This window comes from Brevibacterium sp. UCMA 11752, assembly GCF_021532235.1.
GTDB lineage: Bacteria > Actinomycetota > Actinomycetes > Actinomycetales > Brevibacteriaceae > Brevibacterium > Brevibacterium antiquum.
The window spans coordinates 940,817-964,366 of record NZ_JACBOS010000003.1; the positions used below are offsets into that span (position 1 = coordinate 940,817).

At 62.4% G+C, this 23,550-nt stretch carries 20 protein-coding genes and 2 pseudogenes; 12 read left to right on the forward strand and 10 right to left on the reverse strand.

All coding sequences use genetic code 11. The annotated features are described in order from the left end of the window. Positions 1 to 30: 30 nt before the first annotated feature. Positions 31 to 930, reverse strand: coding sequence for a LysR family transcriptional regulator (locus HU144_RS04240; RefSeq protein WP_235350269.1), 900 nt, complete (start codon positions 928 to 930; stop codon positions 31 to 33). A gap of 82 nt (positions 931 to 1,012) precedes the next feature. Between HU144_RS04240 and HU144_RS04245 the strand changes: the two genes are divergently transcribed. Beyond that, entirely contained in the window at positions 1,013 to 2,026 is a 1,014-nt protein-coding gene (locus HU144_RS04245) for a DMT family transporter (RefSeq protein ID WP_235350270.1), read from the forward strand. 13 nt (positions 2,027 to 2,039) lie between these two features. Here the strand turns inward: HU144_RS04245 and HU144_RS04250 are convergent, their stop codons facing one another. Further along, complete coding sequence (locus tag HU144_RS04250; protein ID WP_235350271.1) at positions 2,040 to 3,107, reverse strand: siderophore-interacting protein; 1,068 nt, start codon at positions 3,105 to 3,107, stop codon at positions 2,040 to 2,042. Positions 3,108 to 3,444: 337 nt separating this feature from the next. Here HU144_RS04250 and HU144_RS04255 point away from each other — a divergent pair, with 337 nt between their 5' ends. Both HU144_RS04255 and HU144_RS04260 read left to right on the forward strand, forming a co-directional pair. Continuing rightward, positions 3,445 to 4,407: an ABC transporter substrate-binding protein gene (locus tag HU144_RS04255; RefSeq protein WP_235350272.1), complete on the forward strand. Its 963-nt coding sequence runs from the start codon at positions 3,445 to 3,447 to the stop codon at positions 4,405 to 4,407. Positions 4,408 to 4,503: 96 nt separating this feature from the next. Continuing rightward, positions 4,504 to 5,835, forward strand: a complete 1,332-nt coding sequence (locus HU144_RS04260; RefSeq protein WP_235350273.1) for a D-serine ammonia-lyase — start codon at positions 4,504 to 4,506, stop codon at positions 5,833 to 5,835. 60 nt (positions 5,836 to 5,895) lie between these two features. On the opposite strand, the gene HU144_RS04265 is transcribed toward HU144_RS04260, so the two are convergent. Continuing rightward, positions 5,896 to 9,069, reverse strand: a complete 3,174-nt coding sequence (locus tag HU144_RS04265) for a hypothetical protein (RefSeq protein ID WP_235350274.1) — start codon at positions 9,067 to 9,069, stop codon at positions 5,896 to 5,898. Between the two features lie 175 nt (positions 9,070 to 9,244). Between HU144_RS04265 and HU144_RS04270 the strand changes: the two genes are divergently transcribed. Continuing rightward, a complete protein-coding gene (locus HU144_RS04270; RefSeq protein WP_235350275.1) occupies positions 9,245 to 10,243 on the forward strand; it encodes a hypothetical protein in 999 nt (332 codons plus the stop codon). Between the two features lie 147 nt (positions 10,244 to 10,390). On the opposite strand, the gene HU144_RS04275 is transcribed toward HU144_RS04270, so the two are convergent. Then, positions 10,391 to 11,800: an APC family permease gene (locus HU144_RS04275; protein ID WP_235350276.1), complete on the reverse strand. Its 1,410-nt coding sequence runs from the start codon at positions 11,798 to 11,800 to the stop codon at positions 10,391 to 10,393. Beyond that, positions 11,797 to 12,729 (reverse strand): ornithine cyclodeaminase family protein, encoded by a 933-nt coding sequence (locus HU144_RS04280; RefSeq protein ID WP_235350277.1) that lies wholly within the window; start codon positions 12,727 to 12,729, stop codon positions 11,797 to 11,799. The genes HU144_RS04275 and HU144_RS04280 overlap by 4 nt, the downstream gene beginning before the upstream one ends. 236 nt (positions 12,730 to 12,965) lie before the next feature. Here HU144_RS04280 and HU144_RS04285 point away from each other — a divergent pair, with 236 nt between their 5' ends. Then, positions 12,966 to 13,352, forward strand: coding sequence for a hypothetical protein (locus HU144_RS04285; protein WP_235350278.1), 387 nt, complete (start codon positions 12,966 to 12,968; stop codon positions 13,350 to 13,352). A gap of 10 nt (positions 13,353 to 13,362) precedes the next feature. Here the strand turns inward: HU144_RS04285 and HU144_RS04290 are convergent, their stop codons facing one another. Continuing rightward, the gene (locus tag HU144_RS04290) at positions 13,363 to 14,289 is read right to left on the reverse strand and encodes a LysR family transcriptional regulator (protein WP_235350279.1); all 927 of its coding nucleotides are present in this window, start codon (positions 14,287 to 14,289) and stop codon (positions 13,363 to 13,365) included. 106 nt (positions 14,290 to 14,395) lie between these two features. Here HU144_RS04290 and HU144_RS04295 point away from each other — a divergent pair, with 106 nt between their 5' ends. Together HU144_RS04295 and HU144_RS04300 are read left to right on the forward strand one after the other, a co-directional pair. Then, complete coding sequence (locus tag HU144_RS04295; RefSeq protein WP_235350280.1) at positions 14,396 to 15,700, forward strand: aromatic ring-hydroxylating oxygenase subunit alpha; 1,305 nt, start codon at positions 14,396 to 14,398, stop codon at positions 15,698 to 15,700. Further along, entirely contained in the window at positions 15,700 to 16,911 is a 1,212-nt protein-coding gene (locus tag HU144_RS04300; RefSeq protein WP_235350281.1) for a hybrid-cluster NAD(P)-dependent oxidoreductase, read from the forward strand. Before HU144_RS04295 ends, HU144_RS04300 begins: the two co-directional genes overlap by 1 nt. A gap of 159 nt (positions 16,912 to 17,070) precedes the next feature. On the opposite strand, the gene soxR is transcribed toward HU144_RS04300, so the two are convergent. Further along, positions 17,071 to 17,535, reverse strand: coding sequence for a redox-sensitive transcriptional activator SoxR (soxR, locus tag HU144_RS04305; protein WP_235350282.1), 465 nt, complete (start codon positions 17,533 to 17,535; stop codon positions 17,071 to 17,073). Positions 17,536 to 17,610: 75 nt separating this feature from the next. On the opposite strand from soxR, the gene HU144_RS04310 reads away from it, so the two are divergent. From HU144_RS04310 to HU144_RS04320, 3 genes are read left to right on the forward strand one after another with little or no spacing between them, the layout of a single operon-like run. Beyond that, positions 17,611 to 18,249: a DsbA family oxidoreductase gene (locus HU144_RS04310; protein WP_235350283.1), complete on the forward strand. Its 639-nt coding sequence runs from the start codon at positions 17,611 to 17,613 to the stop codon at positions 18,247 to 18,249. Then, a complete protein-coding gene (locus HU144_RS04315) occupies positions 18,246 to 19,178 on the forward strand; it encodes an NADP-dependent oxidoreductase (protein WP_235350284.1) in 933 nt (310 codons plus the stop codon). The genes HU144_RS04310 and HU144_RS04315 overlap by 4 nt, the downstream gene beginning before the upstream one ends. Next, positions 19,175 to 20,581, forward strand: a complete 1,407-nt coding sequence (locus HU144_RS04320) for an MFS transporter (RefSeq protein ID WP_235350285.1) — start codon at positions 19,175 to 19,177, stop codon at positions 20,579 to 20,581. Before HU144_RS04315 ends, HU144_RS04320 begins: the two co-directional genes overlap by 4 nt. Positions 20,582 to 20,623: 42 nt before the next feature. Here the strand turns inward: HU144_RS04320 and HU144_RS04325 are convergent. Next, positions 20,624 to 20,954 (reverse strand): annotated as a pseudogene (locus HU144_RS04325) (integrase core domain-containing protein); the annotation flags it as partial. Positions 20,955 to 21,017: 63 nt separating this feature from the next. Here HU144_RS04325 and HU144_RS04330 point away from each other — a divergent pair. Further along, positions 21,018 to 21,227, forward strand: a pseudogene (locus tag HU144_RS04330) (transposase); the annotation flags it as partial. Further along, positions 21,176 to 22,240, forward strand: coding sequence for an IS3 family transposase (locus tag HU144_RS04335; protein WP_235350286.1), 1,065 nt, complete (start codon positions 21,176 to 21,178; stop codon positions 22,238 to 22,240). The pseudogene HU144_RS04330 and the gene HU144_RS04335, both read left to right, overlap by 52 nt. Positions 22,241 to 22,266: 26 nt before the next feature. Here HU144_RS04335 and HU144_RS04340 read toward each other — a convergent pair whose 3' ends face one another. Together HU144_RS04340 and HU144_RS04345 are read right to left on the reverse strand one after the other, a co-directional pair. Continuing rightward, a complete protein-coding gene (locus tag HU144_RS04340) occupies positions 22,267 to 22,437 on the reverse strand; it encodes a hypothetical protein (RefSeq protein ID WP_268825805.1) in 171 nt (56 codons plus the stop codon). Positions 22,438 to 22,489: 52 nt separating this feature from the next. Continuing rightward, entirely contained in the window at positions 22,490 to 23,473 is a 984-nt protein-coding gene (locus HU144_RS04345) for a helix-turn-helix domain-containing protein (protein WP_235350287.1), read from the reverse strand. Positions 23,474 to 23,550: the final 77 nt, after the last annotated feature.

The window sequence follows — 23,550 nt, forward strand, 5'->3', positions numbered from 1 at the left end:
GGACTTTCACCGAATCAAACCTTCCTGGCTCTACCGGATCACGGCTTCATCGCTGGCGAGTTCACGAAGTGCAGTGATCGCATCGTTGATGACGCCTTGCTGCGGATGGCCCAAATCGCTGAGTGCGTGGACATAGCGAATCGGCTCGGGCGCGGCCAGGGGAATGATGGCCACTCCTTCTGGCAGTTGGTCGATCCCTAGGCGCGGCAGCAAGGTGATGCCCAGACCGCGGCTGACCATGTGGAGTGCGGCAACGAAGGTATGGGCCTCATGTTTGAAGTGCACCTGAACGCCGGCCCGAGCGCAGGCATCGAAGAGGATTGTTCTGCACGGCCCCTCGCCCTTGTCGTTGTCGATCCACGAGTAGCTCTCAATCTCTGCCAACGAGGCCTCTTTGCGCGCGGCGAGCTCGTGATCCGCTGGTACGGCGACGACGTACGGATCCTCAAGGAGAAAACTGCTGTTGATCTCGGGCGGGAACGCCGGATCTTTGGTCTCGGTGATGATGATCTGGATGTCGGATCGGTCTTCGTGCCACGCACCCTCATCCAGATTGAGCTGGACTGCCATATGTGGGAATCTGTGCTCGAGGAAAAGGACCAGCTCCGGCATCCATCGGTTGCCCGCGGTGCTGAAGTATCCGATCGAAAGGCGGTCGACTCGGCTGTCCTTCAGATCCATCACGCGTTGCTGCAGGCGGCTTGACGACTCGAGGACGCCATCGACTTCTCCCATCAGGGCCGAGCCGGTCTCGGTCAGACACAGGCCCCGGCCGTGCCTCTGGAACAGGGTGAGGCCCATGTCCTGTTCGAGCAGCTTGAGATGGTGGCTGACGGCCGAAGGTGAAAGTCCGAGGTGCTGTGCCGCTGAGCGTACTGAACCTGTGGCAGCGACCGACTTCAGGGACTGGAGCTGAATGACAGTGCTCATTGCACAACTGTACGAAGAATACGTACATATGTGCAATGATGTGCGCTTTTCTTCGATGGTCCAGACAAGAATAATCGAGGTCATGAAGAACAACTCGGCCAGTGGAGACAGCGCCCAGGCTCAGACGGCGGCTACTCCCGCACAGATTCAGGCGGCGACTCCAGCACAGCAGCAGACGGCGAGGTCTCCTCGGGCCATGCCGTGGATCGCGGCACTGTTGACGATGATCTTCTGGGCCTCTTCCTTCGTGGTCATCCGAGATGCGGCTGCTCACTACACACCGGGGCCGATGTCGTTGCTGAGAATGGGCGCGGCCGCGGTCGTGCTCTCTGCGTGGATGCTCTTCCGGCGGCCGAAGTTTCCGACCACTAAGCTGACTTGGATGATCACTCTCATCTGGGGAGTTGCATGGTTCGCCGGATACACGGTGATTCTCAACGCCGCAGAGCGTTCGATCGATGCGGGAACAGCCGCCATGATCGTGAACATCGCACCGTTGATCGTCGCGATATTTGCGGGGCTGTTCCTCGGCGAGGGCCTTCCTGCGAAGCTCATCATCGGAATCGCGGTGTCCCTGGCAGGCATCGTTCTGATCACGATTGCGAGCTTCTCGGGAGTCGTCACGATCGGCGGTCTTCTGCTCAGTCTGGCAGCCGCCATCCTCTACGCGGCAAGTGTTCTGCTGCAGAAGCATTTTCTGTCACGTGACGATTCGGTGACTGTCACGTGGACCGGAATCGTGGCTGGAACGATCGCGTGCCTGATCTTCACGCCTGCCTTGATCACCGAGGTGGCTCACGCGCCAATGGACATCACCATTCAGGTCATCTATCTCGGCGTCGTACCGACTGCGATCGCTTTCAACCTGTGGGGTTATGCGATTCGCTTTCTGCCCGCTGGGGTGCTGAGCTCCTCGAGCCTGCTCGTTCCCGCGATCGTCGTTGTTCTGGCATGGCTCGCACTGGGCGAAGTCCCACCGCCGCTGGCGGCCGTCGGTGGGGTCATGTGCCTCATTGGCGCGGCATTCGCAATTGTCCCGCAGATGCTTCGCTCGTCCGCGAAGCGCCCGCTGCGGACCGAGCAATCACTCGACTGATCGATTCGGCTGGTCAGCCCTCGGCTTTGCCCTGCCGCCAGTAGCCCATGAAGGCGATCTGATGACGATCGACACCGACTTCCTGAACGAGGTAGCGACGCAGTCGCTTGACGGGCCCGGCCTCGCCGGCAATCCAGGCGTAGAACGGACGAGAATCCTTTTGGGTATTGCTCGAGCTGCCTTGGGCCGCCTGAGTCAGGGCAGTCGGTACGTCCCAGAGGATCGCCTCGTCGATGTTGATGTCCTCGAGTTCGACCGGCCAAGCGCTTGCTGTGCCTGTGTCCGAAACGCCACGCGATTTAACGTCTGAAGCGCCGCCCGATGCGATCAACTCAGCGAGGACCTTCTTTTCGGCGAGAGCCGTGTCCTCGACACGGACAGCATCACGGACGGCTGGTTCGAGCAGTTCCCCGTGATCGGCGTCGCCGCGGGGCAGCCATTCGATCTCGAATCCCACGGGAGCGTCGAGGTCGAGAACATCCTCGGCTGTCGGGACTTCGAGGAATGCTTTGCCCTGCGCCCCGGAATCCTTGATGGACTCGAGGATCGAGGCGATGGCAGGGACTGCTGTCTCGTCGCCGGCGAGCAAGATGTTGTCTGCATCTCCGGGCGCGAATTCGATCCCTGCGGTGGGGCCTTCTGCGTGGCGGGACGGCCCGATGATGTGCAGGCGGTGGCCGAGCTGCGCGGATTGGGCCCACGCGGCGGCTGGACCCGAATGCCCCTGGCCATCGAAGTGGAGAACCATATCGACAACGAGTTCGCGAACATCTTCGCGCCACTCGCGCACAGTGTAGGTGCGCATGGCACCTCGGATCGCCGGGTCGATCTGCAACCACGCCTGATACCACGAGAGGCCGGACTCCGGATCCTGTTCATCGAGGAATCGGAGAAGATCGAACTCGGGTTCCGTCTTGCCCGCAGAAGGGATGATGAGCTTGAACCGCAGGTCGCGCGGATGGCCGCTGACCCCGAAATCATCCAGACCCGGGCCGCCGAAGGTGATGCGACGGAACACAGGGCTGAGATCCTCGATCTTGATGACAGTGGCTTCAAAAGCGGCAATGGGTGCTTGTGGCACGGATGCTCCTTCGGTCCCCGTTGCGACGGAGAGCACGGTATGGACGACTGCAGGGCGAAGCTGCCTGCAGCGTGAGTGTACGACCTTCATCAACGAGTCTACGCCATATTGGTAAGGGTAGCCTCTCCAAATAATGCTAATGTGTTCACAGCTGGACGGTGTTTGCCTCGTTCACTGGAGGTCAACGATGAGCGATCCGCACGAATTGCGCTCTGAACTTCATTCGACATCCACTTCTTCACCTGCGACGGCAACGCCTCGCTGACAGCTATGCCACACCGACAGCAACGCCACAGTCGACGAAGACTTCATCTCTGACAAACCCGGAAGGTCACCCATGCGCCGCCGCCAACTGCTCGCACTGTCTGCACTCGCCCCATTCGCCCTTGTCGCATGCGGCAACCCGGACAGCGAGGCTGCCGCGAGGTCCGGTGATTCAGGATTCTCCTACTCCCCGGAAGGCTATGACGATGTCACCATCACACTGGATCGGCCGGTCGAACGGATCGCAATGGACTTCTACTCTGCTGCGGCGCTGGCTCCCTATGGAATCAAGCCGGTGGCGGTCTACGGCTTCGGCCAGAATGAGTCACCCGGAAAATCCTTCGATCAGACGGGAGTCCAGGTCGTCGGCACCGATATGGAACTCGATCTCGAGGCACTTGCGGCGACCAACCCCGATATCGTCATCGCCTACGGCAACGAGAAGGGTGACGGCTGGACCTGGTGGGAAGACAAGCTCACGGAGCAGGTAGGCTCGCTGGCCCCATTCGTTCCGGTCAAGCTCTCCGGGGGAACCCCGGATGACATGTTCGCTCAGTACGCCGCGATTGCACAGGCGCTTGGGAAAGACACTGAAACCGGAGCGATCGCGGAGCAGCGTCAGGGGTTTGAAGACGCTCGACAGCGCATCCGGGACATCGCCGCCGACAGAGAAGAGCTGACAGTTCTCCTGGCGAACTTCAGCCGCGAGATCATCTACACCGCCAAAGAACTCGGGGTCGCGTCGATGCTCGCCGAGGATGGGCTTCACCTCGTGGGCCCTGATTCGGGAGCAGACAGCAGCTGGGCTGAAGTCTCATGGGAGAAGATCAGCGACTATCCGTCTGATGTCATGCTCATCCACGATGCCTCGGCCGATTACGAGAACAACCCCATCTTCAAGAGCCTGCTTCCGGTCGAACATGATCAGCTCGGTACCTGGGACGACAAGCGGGCCTATACCTACGACGGCTACACGAAATGGCTCGGTGAACTCGCGGACGTGCTGGAGGGCGCGAAGGACATCCATAAGGACTGACCCCCAGATCATCAGGTTGACTCACCGGGGGTCTCGACCGGAGAGGTTAGGCTGAAATGAAGAACCATCTCCAGTCACGAAGCGGAGCGTGAAGGCATGACCCCACACACAGATTCCGATTCTGAGTTCGATGCCGATGACCCGGTCGTCCGGGCATTGGCGGCAGGTGCGCCGACGACCTGGACCCGTCATGATCTGTCCCTCGCCGAGGTGGTTCTGCGAGACATGAAGGTTGATCCTGACCTGATGAATCGTGCCGCACAGCGTTTCGAGCGATTCGCCCCGTGGTTTGCCGAAACCTTCCCGGAAACCGCGCCTGCACGGGGAATCATCGAATCCCCGCTCGTCCCTGCCGATGCTGCGCAGGCGGATCTCAACGAGCGCCTCGGTGTCGAACTGCCCGGCAGACTGTGGCTTAAACGCGACGATGCTCTTCCGATCAGCGGATCGATCAAAGCGCGTGGTGGTTTCCACGAGGTCCTCGAATACGCCGAGGTGGTCGCCGCTGGCCACGGACTGGACCCGAACGATCCCGCCACTTACAGCGCCGAGGAATTTCATGCGCTCGCCGGAACCCACCGGATCGTCGTCGGCTCCACCGGAAACCTGGGACTGTCGATCGGCATTCTCAGTGCGGCACTCGGCTTCGCCGCCTCGGTGCACATGTCGGCCGACGCTCGAGAGTGGAAGAAGGAGCTCTTGCGCAGTCATGGTGTCGACGTCATCGAACACTCTGGAGACTTCGTCGAGGCAGTGTCGGCAGGCAGAGCGTCCGCCGAAGGGGCACCGCGCACTCACTTCGTCGACGACGAAGACTCACGCAGTCTCTTCGCCGGGTACTCGGTGGCCGCTCTGCGTCTCAGAAACCAGTTCGAAGCCGCACAAGTGACAGTCGACGCTGAACACCCTCTCGTGGTGTACTTACCGTGCGGAATCGGCGGCGGACCAGGTGGAGTGACCTATGGGCTCAAGAGTGTCTTCGGCGATGATGTGCACTGCATCTTCGTGGAGCCGAGCCAAGCACCTGCCATGTTCCTCGGCGTTCGTACCGGTCTGCACAGCGAGATCTGCGTCCAGGACATCGGCCTCAGCGGGGCCACGGCCGCCGACGGTTTGGCTGTGGCACGACCTTCACGTTTCATCGGACCGGTGATCAGCCCTCTGATCTCCGGATTCGCCACAGTCTCCGATGAAGTCATCAAAGCAGGCGTCGGTGTGCTCCACCAGACCGAGGGGCTCGATGTCGAGCCTTCGGCGACTGCGGGACTCACCGTTCCCTGGCGAACGATGGACCACCTCGGCGAGGGGTCGCGCTATGCCGATGCCACTCACTTGGTCTGGGTGACCGGAGGGGCCATGGTGCCCAGCGAGGAGCGCGAACACTATGTGGCTGAGGGGCTGAACCTGCTGTCGACGATCCAGCCCTGAGCAGTGCCACCCAACCGTGAGTAGAGCGAGCCAGCCCTGACCGGAGCGACCCGGCCCTGATCAGAAGTCGTACGGGTCGCCCTCGATGTTGATCACGACCTTGCCGTCGACGATCTCAGCGGTGCCGTCGACCGAGAACGTCACCGTGTCGTCAAAGGTGTCTGATTCATCGAAGAACGAGTCGTACTTTCCCGTCACAAACGCCTCACCTGTCGTCTCTGTCGAGATCGGCCAGGCGGGTCCGCCGTTGGGCCCGGTGGATCCCTCAGGGTCGAAGTAGCCTTCGCCCGACGGATCGCCCACGATTGCCGTCGGATACGAGGAGATCGACCATTTGATGTTCGTCGCGTCGTAGCTCTCAGCGCTGTACGAGCCGAAGGGGCAACCATCGGGCTGAGCGACGGTCTTCTTGGCGCAGCTGTCGATGAGAGTCTTGACCTGCTTGTTCACCTCGGTGCGGAAGGCATCGGTGGGCTGGGCCGCGAGCAGCGCAGGCTCGTACCCTTCCATGTCGCCTTCCTCGGCGAAGAACGCTCGAGCCTCGATCTCGTCTGCAGATACCAAGTCGGTCTCCTCCGAGAGTCCGATGGTGTACATTCCCGGGAAAGCGGGAAGGGAGAGGCCGGATTCGCTGGTCTCGATATCGATGCCGTTGATCTTGACCTTGCTCAAATCGGGAGTCTCGACGGAGAGGTAGAAGAGCTCGGGCGCCTGCAGCCTCCAATCGTCGAAGAACAGTGCCTTCTTGCCCGCCTTGTGCAGAGAGAAACTCGTCGTGCCCTTGCTTCCTCCGACGTCGTAGGTCGCGGTCACTGTCGCCGAGTTCCCGTTGACATCGGCATCTTCGACGGTGACGTCCTTCGGCAGGGCCTTTGCGGCACCAAGGACGTCGTTCGTCAGCAGCTGCCGCTGCTCGGTGGGCACGTCGACATCGGCCATCTTCAGCGCGCTCTCGGCATCGCCATCGGAGAGTTCGGAGAAATACTTCTCAACGGCGGCCTCGGGGCTGAACGTATTCCCGTTGACCTGCGTGACGACGATGAGTGCCGCGACGATTGCGAGTACCGCCGAGCCGCTGATCACGCCGACCAGAATCGCCTTCTTCTTGTTGAAGGGTTGGGCAGGTGCGGTTCCGGGAGGTGGGGGCGAGCCGGCCCCTGCATAGGCACCGTTCGGGGGAGCGGACATCGGATAGGCAGTACCTGCAGATGGATACGCGCCAGGTTCCGCTGCAGGTGGATAGGCACCAGGGTCTGCGTGCGCCGAGGGCCCTGACTGCGGGACGCTTGGGTAGGCCGAAGCAGCGGCCCCGGCCCCCGCACCCGCACCAGCAACGGCACCAGCTCCGGCGGCTGGTATGCCGGCTCCGGCACCACGGCCAGCGACGGCATCTGGATGGATGAGGGGATGGCGTGGTTCGCTCATGCCCAGCGCCTGGCCCCAGTGTGGGTGGACGGCCCGTCCAGCGAAGAATTTCGCGACGGCCGGAACAGTCAGGACAAGCCGCGGGCCGAGGGTCCTTGACAGAACCTCGATGACAACGCCCCAGAGTGCGAAGAGGAGGAACGACCAGGCCAGAGGGCCGACACCGGCGCGGGCGGTGCCGAAGTCGTTGAACATCGTTGCAGCCGCGGCTGAGCCCTCCAGATGGATGCGGAGGGGGACGGCCAACACGGACAGCAGTCCCCAGATAGCGCAGAACGCCAACGGAATCTTCCACGCAGTCGTCCACTGCGCCTTGTCCTCGCCGGCGACTGTCCAATAGGGACGGCGAGTCACGGTGGCGACAAGGGTTGCGACGAGGACGGCGGCCACGACCGCAAGCAGCCCGATCCACAGTTGCCCGGGTGCCTCGCGGCTGAAGATGGTCAGTGACTCCGAGAACCCGCCGGAGTCGTAACCCATCATGTCTCCCTGTGCCGAGGCGCTGACTCCGCCGAGGTGGACGAGCATGGTGAGGATCAGACCCACATTGATGAAGAGCGCTGGAATCGTCTGCCAGGGCATGTCAAAGGACAGCGGAATGATGAAGACTGCGACGATCGACAGGGCAAGGGTGGCCACGATGAGGTGGGTCCACGTCACGAGAATGGGCGGGACGAGCCACCGCAGGAAGGGAGCACCGATGGCCTCACTGCCCTTGAAGTGCCCGGCGATCCTTGCGCAGATGCTGGTGATGAGCACGGCGAGCAGCGGCAGGAAGAACGAACGGACGGTCACGGCGGAGAACTCGAGATCGATCACCCCGCCGCTTTCTGTGATGGAGAAGCGCGCCGCAAAGATCAGTTCGAGAAGAAGCAGAACGAAAGCCATCGACAAGGTCGTGATCCCGATGCGGATCCAGGTGACGCCGCGATTGGGTGACGGCGATTTCAGCTCGCTGCGCTTCGTGAACCACCACAGCACACCGATGACGATGATGGTGATGAGCAGCGGTGCTCCCGAGGCGAAGAGGCTGCCCGACGCCTGGCCCATGTCTCCGGCCTGCACGTTGAAGCGGAATACAGCCGAACCGAACAGGGACATTGCCAGCAGGACGAAGGGCAGCGCATAGCTGATTCCGTCGGTGTTGAATCCGGTCTCTTCAGCGAGAGCGGTGAAGTCGCTCATCGAGGTGAGCAGCGCCGAGATGATGATCGAGACGATGATTCCAGCCAGCAGCGCCAGCCCCGGCGGGATCAGGGCGCTGCGCCATGTGGCTCCCTGACCCAACGCAGACAGGTACTTCGCCGCTGACGGAGACATCTGAGACTGAGGGTATTGGGGAGGCTGAGGATAGGGAACTCCTTGAGGCTGGTCGCCGAGGTGGCCGCCGGGCCGGCTGCCCATGTGCCCACCGGGTTGGCTGCCGGGGTATCCACCCGGTTGGCTTCCCGGTTGGCTTCCCGGGAACCCATTCGTCTGATTGCCCGAGTGAGAGTAGTACGAGTTCGGGTCGGGATGCTGCTGCCCGTGGGGAGCACCGTACGCAGGATATGGCGAGCCCTGGCTAGAGGCAGGGGGGTCCGGGCTCGGGTGGGGTGATCCCATCCCTGGAGAAGGGGATGGAGATGGGGATTGCGCCTGCGGTTCTGAGTCATAGAGATGGGACTGCTGCTGGTTGGTCTGGTTCCAGCCAGGAGCGAATCGCGCTGTGGAGTCCGGGTCGTCGTTGTCCGAGTCAAACCCGGCGGCAGTGCTGTCCGACTCTTCTGCGGCTCCGTTGTCTTTGGCGTCGTGAGATGAGTCGCTCATGAGTGGTCCTTCATCCGTGTGGGTCTGCTTCGATGCAGGCGAGGGGTGTGTATTTGGATATAAGCCAATATGCGACCGCATATTCATTTTGTAGTGGCAATCCTATAATAGGCTTGTTAAACCATGGAAGTTGTCCTCAAGGACTCATTTCGCAAAGAAGGATCGAGAGCCGCTGATGAGTGAGAATCCACCTCCACCCGGGAGTGGTCGCGACCCTGCGTGGAACGGCAACGGTCAGCAAGGACGCGGGGCGAACCCTCCGCAGCAGCCCAACACAGGGTGGAATCAGCAGTCGGAATCGGGCTGGAACCAACAGGCCAATACTGGCTGGAGTCAGCCGGAAGAGCGTGCCAGCAATGGTTTGGGCGAAGGGCCTCCTGCGGCTCCCACCACACCCCCGTACCCCAGGCCGAAGCGCCCGCAGAGCGAATCCGCTTCGGCGCAGGCCTCACCGGGTCAGTATCAACAGTATCCACAGCACCAACAGCATCCACAGCACCAGCCGGCGCCGGCACAGAACTCCAATGCCCAATATGCGCAAGGGCCTTATCCCGCCGCACCGGCTGGGAAGTCCCGCAGCCGGAGAGGGCTTATCGCGATGGGCGTGGTTCTCATCGTCGTTGTCGCTCTCGGAATCGGATGGGGCGCAGCTACTCTGTTCGGCAATGACTCCGACGGTGACACGGTCGCCGCACCCGCCTCATCGGAGGCGACGAGCCCGGGAAGCGAGGCCTCATCAAGCCAAGACCCCTCAGAGAGTCCCGATCCCTCGGAATCACCGGCCCTGTCGGATGACCCTGCGAAGGCACTTGAGCAGCTGATCGAAAGCGACAGACCCAGCGTCAAGGCCGACCTCAACGGGAAATGGGTGCCGCAGCTGAGTTCGAAGAAGCTGGGTCTTGAGGCCGAAGGAAAGACCTGGAAGGAAAAGGACATCCTCGCCGAACACCAAGAGTTGCGGGAGGAGTTCCCTCGCGTGCAACTGGTATGGTCTGGTGATTTCGCCAGCTTCAAAGAAGACGACTTCTGGGTCACGGTCGTGGGTATCGGATACGACGATCCAGAGGAGGCGCTGTCCTGGTGCTCATCGCACGGTCTTGGCGCCGACTACTGCTATGCCAAGCAGCTCAACACCTCAGGTGGGATCGATGGCACAACCCGTCTCCAAGACTGACCGTGATACTGCCTGGCATTGACTGACCGTGACACTGACTAACCGTGACACTGCCTGAACTCGACACTGCCCGGTCGAGGCTGGGCCCGGCAGTCAGACTCCGACCAGCAGTCGGGCCCGTCTGCGCAGTCAGGCCCGTCTGCGCAGTCAGGCCCGTCGGCGGTTGCGCACCAGATAAACGACGATACCGATGGCCAGCCACACCGCACCGATGATCAGGGCCAGCGGATTCGCGCTGACGAGGACGATGGCGAGCAGGACGGCGCCGATGATCGGAATCGCCCCATGCGTGAACCAGCTCGGGGTCTCGGAACCCTGGCGTTTGACGAGGAAGTATCCGACCACCGAGGCCTGCACGAAGATGAACGCGCTCAGAGCGCCGACGTTGACGATGGATGTCAGCTGGTCGAGACCGTCAGCACGGGTCGTGGCCCATCCGGCGACGATGACGTTGCCGACGGCTGCGACGAGGATTCCCTTCCACGGGACACCGGTCCGCGGGGACACCTGACCAAGGAACTTCGGCACCTGACCGTTGCGGCCCATGTCCATCAGGATGCGTGAACCGGCGGCCTGTCCGATCATGGCGGAGAACGCCGCACCGACGGCCTTGGCCAGGGCCAGCAGCCAGTGCACCCAGGTCCCGAGGGTGGCATCGACGGCATCGTAATACGCTGCGCCCTCCAGCTCAGGATTTGCCTGCAGCTCGGCAGGAGACACCGGCGAGAGCAGACTGCCCACCCAGGTCTGCGCCACGAAGAAGACGCCTGCCAGAACAAGGCAGACCAAGGTGGCGCGACCGACGATCTTCGGCCCGCCCTTGGCCTCCTCGGCGAATGTCGCCAGAGAATCGAAGCCGAGATAGGACAGAACAGCCACGGACACCGCGGCCAGAACCGCGGTGATCGAGAACGCGCCGACGCCCGTCAGCGGGGACAGCCAATCTCGGCTGGGCCCGTTGGCCGCCAGATAGATGACGCCGAGAACGAGGACCAACCCGAGCACGAGCACTTCGATGACCACCACCAGCGTGATCACCCGCGAGGCGATCTTCACGCCGGCAAGGTTGAGACCGGTGGTGAGAATGACGGCGATGCCGGTGAACAGCCAGACGGAAATGCTCGGAAAGATCGAATTCAGAGCGATGCCCGTGAACAGATACGCCACGGACGGAATGAACAGGTAGTCGAGGAGGATCATCCATCCAGCGGTGAATCCCGCACGCGGACCGATCCCCGCCGAGGCGTAGGCGAAGACCGTGCCTGCCCGCGGAATCTCCCGTGACATCCGCATATAGCTGACCGCAGTGAACGACATGACGATCGTGGCCACGATATAGACGAGCGCAACGGCACCGCCCGAGTTCGCGTCGAGCGTGCCGAAGACGCCGACCGCGGCCGCCGGTCCGATGAACACCAGGCCGATGAAGACGAGTTCGGTCAATCCGATGCTGCGGCGAAGTTCGCCCGATTTCCCTGCGGCCCCAGAGGACCCTGAAGCCCCAGAGGATCCTGTGGCGCCTGTGGACCCGTCGGATCCTTCGGCAGACGTGCTCACGTTTTGCCTGCCAGTTCCGTGGCCACGGCCAGGTCCTCCCACGACATGCCTGAGCCCTTGAAGATGACCGTCTGACCCGCCTCGGCGCTGATCTCGCCGTTGCTGAAGCGCTTCATCGTCACGAGCGAATCCGCGTCCAGTGCCCCGTCGGAGATCGCGAGGACGACGTCCCCGCCCTCCCGCAGCACTGTGCTGAGGTCTTCAACTATCACCATCGCCGAGGTGAAGAGTTCAGGTGGCAGCTCACGCGAATGGGGATCGTGGGATCCGCACGCCATGATCACAGCACCGGGCTTGACGAGATCTGCTGAGAACAGGGGTTCGCTCGCGGTGGTGGCGGTGACGATGATGTCGGCGGCGCGCAGTGCTGAGTCCACCTCGGCGGTCTGCGCTTGCAGCACCCTGCCGCGGTCACGGACATCGGACGTGACCTGTTCGGGGGAGCGGACGACGAAGGCGACATCTGCGAGCTCGACATCGAGGACATCAGCGATCGTGTCGGCATGCCCCACACCCTGCGGGCCGGCGCCGAAGACCACGACATTGACCGGCTGAGTGAACCTGGTCAGGGCAGGTTCGATCGCAGCGACGGAGACCGCCGGGGTGCGCAGGGTCGTCAGCGCTGCACCATCGATGACGGTCCGCAGCTCGAGGGTTGCGCTGTCGTACATGAGGTACTGGGCCATGATTCGGGGGAGGCCGCGTTCGGGATTGCCGACGGAGACGCCGGCGAGTTTGACCCCGACCCAGTCGCCGATCTCCGAGGGCATGAAGATCATGTTCCCGGCGGAGATGTCGGTGATCGTGCGCGGGATGTCATCGGCGGGGTCGAAATCGCTCGTCAACGCTGCACGCAGGGCGGCGACCGCCTCGGCGGGGGAGAGTGCGGCGAAGACAGCTTCGGCATCGAGGTTCTTCACTTCGTCCATCGGTGTGCACATCCTTCGTGATTAGCCCTGGGGCTGGCTTCTTGCAATCGACCTTATGCCACCCCCGGTCGGCGTGTGAATGCTCTTCAGGATGCGAAAGTCCGGGTGAGCGCGTCACCATCTCGTCACATGAGCACGGCTGTCCAGCGTCGAGGCGCGGCTACGATGGACAGCGACAATGGTCAACGGTCGAAGACTGGTGGTCAGCCGGTTGAGGGCGAAGGGCGAATGCGACGATGGCTCAGCAGAATTTCGGAATGCCGCAGCAGCCGGTGCCGCGGCACCCGGTGGCACAGCACCCGATGTCGCCGAACGCTGCCCCGCAGTACCTCATGCCGCGGCTGCCCTCGGTGGTTCCGGGGATTCTGCTCATTGTGGCGGGAGCCCTCGGAGTGCTGCTGGCGATCGGAATCATCATGATTCCCGGAGTGCTGTTCCTGCTCGGTGGTGGCGGCAACGTCGATGCCTTCGATGACTTCGCCTCCGGTTTCGTCATTACCGCAGTCATCGTGGGCGTGATGTCACTGGCGGCTCTCGTCACCGGAATCGTCCTCGCGGTCCGCACCGCGAAGAAGCGTCGTCGCATCAGGCACGCGGCCATGGGCTGGCCGACGTACCGGTGAGGCCCTGCCGTCACACCCCGCGCTGAGCCACCGAGGCGGCGACCTCGTGGAGGATCTCGAGCGCGGCCGCGATGATCGGCTGGCCGGCAGACCCGCTTCGCACCCCGGTGAGTATCTTCCGGGACGGAACCGGATCGCCGCGCAAGGGTACGCGGGCCACATCGTAGCCCTCGGGCAGTCTGGCCAGCCGGGGGATGAGTGCGACTCCCAGCCCGGCGGAGACGAGCGCGGCACCCGTCTCCCACTCCCGTGACTGGTGTGCGTTCTCGGGGAAGAATCCGGCAGCGGCGCAGGCGGTGCGCACGAGACGATAGTAGGGCGAACCGGGACGGTCGAGGATCCAGCTCTCCTCTGCGGCTTCGCTGAGGAGCACCGCGGACCGGGTCGCCAGGCGGTGATCGCTGCGGACGAGGAGGTCGAGCCTGTCGCTGACCAGTGCATTCTGTTCGAATCGGATGTCGCTGCGCGGCGGGAGGGGGTCTGTGGCCACGACGACGGCGATATCGGCCTGCTCGGTGACGAGGAGTTCGAAGCACTCCTCTGGTTCGGCCTCGATGATGGTGACCTGCGAATCGGGGAACAGCTCGTTCACCCTCTCCGCAGTCGGTGGCAGCAGTGCCGCCGCGGCCGTCGAGAAGCCGCACAGGCGCAGTCGCCTCTGCCGCAGGGGAGAGCCGGAATCGGCTTCGGCGAGCTCTCCGCTGATCTCCTCCCAGCGAGTGAAGAGCTCCTGTGTCCGTTCGAGCAGGAGCTGGCCCGCTCGGGTGAGGACGAGGCCTCGTCCTCGCTGTTCCAGGATGGTCAGCCCGAGATCCTTCGACAGAGATCGCAGCTGGTGGGACACCGCAGACGGAGTGTAGCCGAGACGGTGCGCGGCCTCGGTGAGGGTCCCGACCTCGGCGAGGATGCGAAGCACCTGAAGACGATGATCGATCATGCAATATTATTGCACGATCGAGTCGAAAAAGATTCGCTTTTCTTCGTAGGTTTTCCGACGGACACTGGCACTAGGCAACAGCAATCGCAGCGAGGCGGTGATACCGATGACTTTGGCACCCGAAGTCGATCCCAGAACAGACAATCCAGACAGGCTCATCGACGAGCGTCGACCCGGCTTCTGTCTTGAGGCCCCCTTCTATCTCTCCGATGAGTTCTATCGCAGGGACATCGACGCGGTATTCGCCGCGACATGGATCTTCGCAGCGGCAGCTGCCGAGGTGCCCGAGCCCGGCGATTTCGTCACCATCGACATCGGCGACTATTCGGTCATCATCATCCGCGATGACGACGAGGAGATCCGCGCCCACCACAACGTCTGCCGCCACCGAGGCGCTCGCCTCCTGTCCGAGACCAACGGGTCCGTGGGCAATATCGTCTGCAGCTACCACCAGTGGACCTATTCACCCGAGGGCGACCTGATGTCCGCAGGTGTCCAGGCTCCCGGCTTCGACCGGACCTGCTTCTCCCTGCGCTCGGTCAACGTCCGCGTCGTCGCCGGCCTGGTCTTCATCTGCCTGGCGCAGAATCCTCCGGAGGACTTCGCCGAGGTGGCCGAGCGGATCTCGCCCTACATCGAACCGCACGCCCTGGGTAAGACCAAGGTCGCCGCCCAGGTGGATCTCATCGAGCACGCCAATTGGAAGCTCGTCATGGAGAACAACCGCGAGTGCTATCACTGCGAGGCCGGGCACCCGGAGCTGACCTGCACCTTCTTCCCAACCTATGGCTACGCCCCGGACGAGATCCCCAAGCGGCTCAAGCCCGCCTATCAGCGCTACCTCGATGCCGAGGAGCGACTGAAGACCAACAGCGAACGCAATAACCTGCCCACGCAGCTCATCGCAGAGCTCAGCGGCCGAGCCACCGGCTTCCGGATCGAACGGGCGGCTCTCGACGGAAAGGGGGAGTCGTACACGATGGACGGCGGGGCCGCCTCGGCGAAACTCCTCGGTGAACTCGATACCCCTGAGCTGGGGCGACTGTCGATGCACACCCAGCCCAACGCCTGGTTCCACTTCATGGGCGACCACGCGGTCACCTTCTCCCTCATCCCCCTGGGGCCCGACACCACGCGGGTGCGCTCGACCTGGCTGGTCCATGAGGATGCGGTCGAAGGCGTCGACTATGACGTTGAGAACCTCACGACTGTGTGGGTGAAGACGAACGAGCAGGATGCGGCGCTGTGCGCGAAGGCCCACCGTGGGATTTCGTCGCCAGCCTATGTTCCGGGACCCTATGCGCCTACGGAGAGCGACCTCGAAGAGTTCTGTACGTGGTACATCGAACGGCTGCAGGCTCACAGGGCGCAGACCGACGTGCGGCAGGCTGACCAGGGAGGACAGAGCTGATGACGATCTACCAGGAAACACTGAACGCCGACTTTGACGCGGCAGCTCCCGGCTATGCTGCGACGGCCCCCGGCACTGACGCGGCAACCCCCGATGCCGACGCAGAACTGACCGGGATGGTCGAATGCGTGTCCATCACCGAGGTCACGCACAACGTCAGAAGCTTCGAGCTCTTCGCCCCTTGGATGACTCGGATCGACTTCGAACCCGGACAGTACGTGACGGTGCGCATCCCCGAACTCGAGTGTGAGCGCTGCTATTCGATCGCCTCGGCGCCGTTCGGGACGAACACATTCACTCTCACCGTCAAACGCGTGGACGGCGGCGCGGTCTCGACCTACCTGCACGATGTGCTCCGGGTCGGCGACCGGGTCCACGTCGACGGTCCGTACGGTCTGTTCAGCACCAGTTTCCATCCGGCCGCGAAGCACCTGTTCGTCTCCGGCGGCTCGGGCCTCTCCCCGATCATGTCAATGGTGAGGTCCCTGCTGGCGCGGTCCGCCGGTGCCCCGACCGACATCGTGCTCATCCACAACGCGGCCACCCCGGCCGACATCATCTTCCGACCCGAACTCGAGCAGCTGGCCGAGGTCCCCGGCGTGAGCGTGGTGACGATGTGCTCGAGAGACTCCGCCGCCGAGGTGTGGGCCGGCCGCCGTGGTCGCATCACCCGCGAGGCACTGGCCGAGGTGGTTCCCGAGGTGGCAGATCGTGAGACCTTTGTCTGCGGTCCCGGCGACTACATGGCCGCAGTTCGAGTGATGCTCGACGAGCTCGGCGTGCTGGGGAGCCGGGTGCACGAGGAATCCTTCGTCTTCGCGACCTCACCAGCCGAACGGCTGGCCAAGCGGGCCCAGTTCGCGGAATCCGAGGCGTCGACCGGAACAGCCCCGGGACGGGCAGCAAAGGCTGTTGGTCCACCGTCCGGGTGCGGCTCGTCTCCGCTGAGGAGATTCGGCATCGACTTCACGGGCAGCGGCAAGCACGTCGAATGCGATCCTGAGACCACGGTTTTAGACGCAGCAGTCGAGGCCGGTATGGTCTTCCCGTCTTCATGCGAAGAGGGAATGTGTGGAACCTGCAAGTCAGTCCTGGTCAGCGGCGAGGTCGAGATGAACCACGCAGGAGGCATCCGCCCCAAGGAGATCGCGGCCGGGAAGTTTCTGCCCTGCTGTTCGACGCCTTTGAGTGACCTCGTTGTGGAGCGGTGACAGGCACCGTCACGCGCAGGCAGTGCTCCAGTTGAGCCGCCGAGAGGGCGGACGTGATCGCTTGGCGCGAATCCGCGAATCGCCGGTGAAGGGCTGCGCCCGTTGAGGTGCCCGGTTCGGCCGGGTGAGTCGTGCAGAGCCGGGAATCGCCAGCTCACTTCATTCTGAGGCGTCCCCTCCGAGGCGTCGAGCGCCCGCTCCGTCGGACCCCAGAATATCGTTCGGGTTGGAATAGGGACAGGAACGCAGTGACAGACAGCCGCACCCGATACAGTTCGAGAAGGTGTCCCTCAACGCAGTCAGATGTTCGATCCTCTCGTTGAGATCGTCATGCCAGCGGCGTGAGATCCGTGCCCAGTCGCGCTTCGTAGGAATTCCCTCCTCCGGCAGACCTTCGAGTGCCTCCTTGATGCGGTCGAGTCCGATGCCGACACGCTGGGAGGCGCGGATGAAGGCGATGACCCTGAGTGTGTCACGGCGATATTCGCGTCGATTTCCGGGGGTCCGACGGCTGCTGATCAGCCCCAGGCTCTCGTAGTAGTGCAGCGCGGAGACCGCCACGCCCGCGCGTTCGGCGACCTGGCCAGGTTTCAGCCACAGCAGGTCCTCGGGAATCTGCGGCATGGGCAACGACCTCCTTGACGTCAAGTCCACTTCATGTAGTCGACTGTACATGTACACCTCGACCGAGAAGGAGATATGAAGATGACCGATGTGCAGATCTGGGCAGATGTGCGGTGCCCCTGGTGCTGGATTGGACACCGCAGACTCGAGCGGGCCGCACGTGGAATCGGCGAAGACGTCGTCATGCATCACCGGAGTTTTCTGCTTGACCCCGATGGGCCACCTGATCATCGCCAACCGCTGCCCGATATTGCGACGAGTGAGTGGGGCATGAAGCCGGAGGAGTGGGCCTCGCTCTCGCGGAGGATCAGGGAGGCAGGGCAGGAAGTCGGACTCGACATTTCGATCGACACCGCTAGCCGGACCGACTCTCGAGCGATTCATCGGGTGCTCAAATCGGCGCAGGAGAGAGGCCTGGATGCCAACGGCGCATGGGAACGTGCTTTCGACGCGCATCTACATGACAACCTCGATGTCTCAGATCCTGACGTGCTGCAGAAACTTGGCGTCAGCATGGGGCTGAGTGCGACCGAGGTCCACGCAGCAATCGCCAGCGAGCATCTGGCAGATACGGTCCGAGACGATCATCGGGAAGCGTTGGATCGAGGATTTCCTTCGGTTCCGACGTTTCTGATCGGTGATCGTTCGCTCTCTGGGTCCGCCTCGGTGGAGGAACTGACCTCCTTCCTGCAGCATGCGAGGGTTCCACAATGACAGATCTGACGATGGAGGCGGCGGCCTTCGACGAATTCGGCTCCGCTGAAGTTCTCCGGGCCCAGCTGCTGCCTCGTCCCCGTGCGGGAACCGGGGACGTGCTCGTGCGCATCATCCGCGCAGGAGTTCAGCTGACCGATGCCGCGATCCGGGCCGGCTGGACTCCGCCCGGTGTGACGATCGAGTTCCCACAGGTGCCCGGAAACGAATTCTCCGGGATCGTCGAAGATGTCGGTTCCGACGTTTCGGCTATGCAGGTCGGTGATGAGGTTCTCGGCTATTCGATGCTCGGCTGCTATGCAGAGTTCGCCGCAGTTCCGGCAGATCAGGTCATTCCCAAACCCCCAGGTCTCGATTGGGAACAGGCCGGCGCGTTATCGGCTTCGGGCCAGACGGCCCTGACCGCCTTCGAGGATCTGGAGATCACCAGCCGTGATCGCGTCCTTGTCCATGGAGCAGCTGGAGGGGTGGGAACGATCTTCACTCAGCTCGCCGTGTTGGCTGGTGCCGAGGTCGTCGGAACTGCGAGCGAGGGAAACCACGACTACCTGCGATATCTTGGTGCCGAACCGATTGCGTATGGGCCGGGGCAGCTTGAGCGAATTCGCGAACTGCCGGGAGGCTATGACGTGGCCTTCGACGCTGCCGGTCATGAGAACCTGCAGACTGCCGTTCAGGTCGTTGCCGACAGAAAGCGTATTGCGACTATCGTAGACATGCCACTTGCCGATGAACTCGGGTGTCGCATTGTGCGGAGCAGAAGGTCGGCCGACCGACTGGCAAGGCTGGCTCGCCTGGTGTCCGACAACAGGCTCCGTGTGCACGTGCGCCGCAGTTTCGATTTGGATGAGGCAGGCGAAGCACACCGCGATGTGGAGACCGGCCGCGGTCGGGGCAAGGTGGTTCTTCGTATTGCGGAACTGCGATGAGAAGGACCGCAACGTCACGACGCGAGAATCTCTGGTCGGCACAAAGGGCACCTTTCATTCTCAGCGCCCTGGCATTGATGGGCTTCATCGCCTTCGAATCCTTCGCCGTCACCACCGTCCTTCCGGTCGCCATGACCGACATTGACGGGCAGAACTGGTACTCGATGGCCTACGCGGCGACGATCACCACCGGGCTCGTCGGCTACGTTATCGCCGGAGTGTGGATCGACGCTCACGGAGTTCGGAAACCACTTGCCATCGGTGGTGCCCTCTTCTTGCTCGGTATCGCCGTGTGCGCAATGGCCCCGAGTGCGCCCGTATTCGTCCTCGGAAGGCTGATTCAAGGTTTCGGCGGAGGAATCGATTCCGTAGTCGTCTACGTGCTCATCGCCCGAACGATGACCGTGGACATGCGCCCGCGCATGTTCGCTCTGCTCAGTGCGGCCTGGCTGCTACCCTCGCTCGTGGGCCCTCTCGCCGCAGGGTATCTCACGGAGGCGACCACGTGGCGAACTGTCTTCTGGCTGGTTGCTGCCGGGTCAGCGACAGCGATCATCTCTCTGCTGATGGCAGGTGCCAGGCCCTCCACGTCTTCCGGTTCCTGCTCGTCCGCGGGATCCGAATTCGAGGACGGAGCCGACGGGCCTGCGGCGAAATCACCCCGCAGGAACCCTATTCTCGCGCTGGTGGCAGCCGGGGCCCTCGTCTCTCTGCATTTCGCCGGTCAGCTTCCGGTCGTGGAGGGCATTGGGCTTCTCGCCCTTGGCAGCCTCGTTCTCCTTCCGGCTGCTCGTATCCTCCTGCCTGCGGGAACATTCACCCTGAGGTCGGGAGCTCCGCGACTGGTGGGACTACGTGCGATCTTGGGGGGTACATCCACGGCCTGTGATGTTCACCTGACACTCTTCCTCCAAGATCAACGGGGATTCGCGTCTTCGGTGGCGGGTCTCGTTATTGCCAGCGGAGCAGCAGGCTGGGCAGCCGGTTCATGGGTTCAGGGCAGATTCGACGCCGACGGGAGGCGTGACGGTCAACTGCTTGGTCTGGCGGCGCCGCTGGTCTCCTTGGGGCCCGTGATCGTTGTTGGCTACACCCTCGACTTTCTCACTCTTCCGGCGGTCATCCTCGGATGTGTGCTCATGGGCGGTGGGATGGGCATTGCCTACCCCCGCATCGCCTCGGCGACCTTGCGGATCACGGATCCGTACGAGCACGGAAGGTACAGCGCATCGTTGCAGGCATCCGAGAGCATGGGAACTGCGGCGCTGCTCGCTGTGACCGGCATTCTGCTGTCGGCCATTGTCGGGAGCTCTGGATTTGTCATCAGCTACCTCGTCCTCGCCGGTCTGGGGCTCGCAAGCATCGCGATCGCATGGTGGCCGACGGGGTCTCTTCGTGATTGATTCCGCACATGTTCGACGGGGGTGGGCATGATCGCATCTTCACTAGTTGTGTTGATCGGGGACGTTGATTAAACGTGTGAAGGGTGGCTGATTGCCGCAAGCTGAGTGTGGGAGATGCTGGTTGTAGTTGATGCAGCCAGGCCTCGATCGCGTCGCGTCGTTCCTGCCCTGATCTGTAGCAGCGGGAATAGGCTCAACCATCCGCCATGGTCAGGTGGAAGCGTTCGACTTTGCCATTCGTCGGTGGCCGGTAAGGGTGCGTCCATCCGGGACGGATAGCTAGGGACTCACAAGAGTTGACCCACAGGTGCGAATGGTAGTCACTGCCATTGTCCGAGAGAACATGCTCGACGGTGACGCCACGTTCGGCGAATCAGTCGACGGCCCGGTGCAGAACACGGGACTGATGCAGGGGTTAGGTGACATCTAATCTGGCTTGTTTACAGGCAAGCCTGGAAGGATAGACACCATACCACAGCCCTACCCGAAAGAATTCCGCGACGACGTCATCCGCGTCGTCCAGACCAGGGATTCCAAGACGACGATCGGACAGATCGCCAAGGACTTCGGGATCCATGAAGGCACCCTGAACAAATGGCTCCGCCAAGCAGAAGTCGATGCCGGCAACAAACCCGGCAACACCAGCGACGAGTCCGCCGAACTACGAGAGATGCGTCGGCGCAATCGTCTGCTGGAGCAGGAGAACGAGGTCCTACGCCGCGCGGCCGCCTATCTGTCACAGGCGAACCTGCCGTCAAAAGGCTCTACCCGCTCGTGAGAGAGCTCGCCGCCGACGGGATCCCCGTGGCGGTGTCGTGCCGGGTCTTGAAGCTCTCCCGCCAGCCCTACTACCGGTGGCTGGCCGCGCCTGTCCCTGATACCGATCTCGTTGAGGCATATCGGGCCAATGCGCTCTTCGATGCCCACCGTGATGATCCCGAGTTCGGGTACCGATACCTCGCCGACGAAGCCGAAGCGGCCGGCCAACCCATGGCGGCACGCACTGCGTGGCGGTTGTGTTCGGCCAATGACTGGTTCTCCGCCTTCGGCAAGGGCCGGGCCAAGAACGGGAAGAAACCCGGCCCACCGGTCCACGACGATCTGTGCGCGGTTGTCGATGCCGATGGGAAGACCCGGCACGAGTTTCGAGCTGATGGCCCGAACCAGCTGTGGTTGACCGACATTTCGGAGCACCATACGAATGAGGGCAAGCTCTACCTCTGCGCGGTCAAGGACGCCTACTCGTCACGCATCGTCGGCTATTCGATCAGCTCGAGGATGAAGGCCCGGTTGGCTGTCGATGCCCTCGAGATGGCTGTGACCAGGCGCGGTGACGTGGCCGGATGCGTGACGCACAGCGACCGCGGCAGCCAATTCAGATCGAAGAAATTCACTCGGGCTTTGGCCCGTCATGGCATCATCGGGTCGATGGGACGAGTCGGCGCAGCGGGCGATAACGCGGCCATGGAATCGTTCTTCGCCCTGTTGCAGAAGAACGTTCTCGACCGTCGCCGGTGGGTCACTCGCGACCAGTTGAGAATCGCGATCGTGACCTGGATCGAGCGGACATATCACCGACGTCGCCGACAAGCCCGGTTGGGTCGATTGACGCCAGTAGAGTACGAAGCAATCATAGAGCCAGCTGCCCTCGCAGCATGACACTCACGCTGTCACCCTTCTTTGCATCAGTCCCTGTAAGCGGCCGACACCAGTCGCGGTACGAGCCGGACGAAGACGACCATGGCGACGAGCTCGACCAAGGTCTGGGTGACCACGACCAGCGGGGCGAGGTCGAACGCCGCGTGCAGTGCGAGGCCCAAGGGGGAGCACGACGAGCGAGTTGCGCGTCGCGCCACTGAACACCACATCGATCTGAACCACTAGTTTCGGCGTCGCTATCGTGCTTCGCTAGAGACCCCGTGGAAGTCCCTGAGCACGATATTCGCCAGGAGTCATCGATGTTGACGCCCGAAAAACGCGATAGAAATGAGCCACGCTCGAGAAACCTGTATCACGCGCAATCGAGCTAACTGGCCGATTCGGAGAACCGAGCAAAAGCCGTTTAGCCTGCTCCACTCGGAGTTCCCTGAGCACTCCAATCACTGAATCGCCAGTTCCTTGAAACTCTCGGTAGAGGCTTCTTCGAGAGATGTGAATTCCCTCGGCGATGCTGGTTGCATGCACACTTGGATCGCTAAGATTCGCACGCATATATGCGATGGCTTGTTCTCGTCGAGCAGCGCCAGGGAGATCTGCACGAGCGGTGGTTGGAGTAACGAGATTGAGCGTAGAGAACGCAAGGTCAGAAGCATGGGGTTCCAGCCGTACTGCGCCTTCAGGATCACGGATCTGAGATTGCGCCAGGTTAACGAAGAAGGAGGCGACTGCCGATACCGCCCCGTCACAAGGCAAGGTTCGCGCGAGTAGATCGTTGCCGCGCGAGACACCTGCACGGGCGAAAGCTTCGTCGGCAGGAAGTTCGACAATGACCTGTTCGTAGGGGCCAGCATTGTGCATGACAAAAGGTGCAGAACTGTCGTAGATGACCGCAGACCCCGGAGGAACCACTGCGGTCCGATCAAATTGCTCTAGGACACAAGTTCCGCTGACTTGAAAGACGGTGTAAAGATACTCATCGCGTTCGTCGCCTTGTGCGATATGGCTGCGGCTGCGCCAGACATCCTCACCTCCGGCTCTTTTGATGGACAGTGCGAAGCTGGGAAATCGTCCGAGGGTGACCTCGCCGTGGAAATCAGTGGTTAAGGGGTCGGTAGAGACGTCGACGTAAGCCTGTTGACGGATGTGCTGCCAGTGATCTGCAGCATCGTTCTTCGAGTTCTGTGTAGTCGACCAGCTACTCAACCGCAAACTGGGGACAGTTGGCTCACTCATGTGACGGCACCCCTTATATTCTCGCGAGAATTGTTTCAATCGGTTTGGTGGTTGGCCGGAAGCCCATTACTGACGAA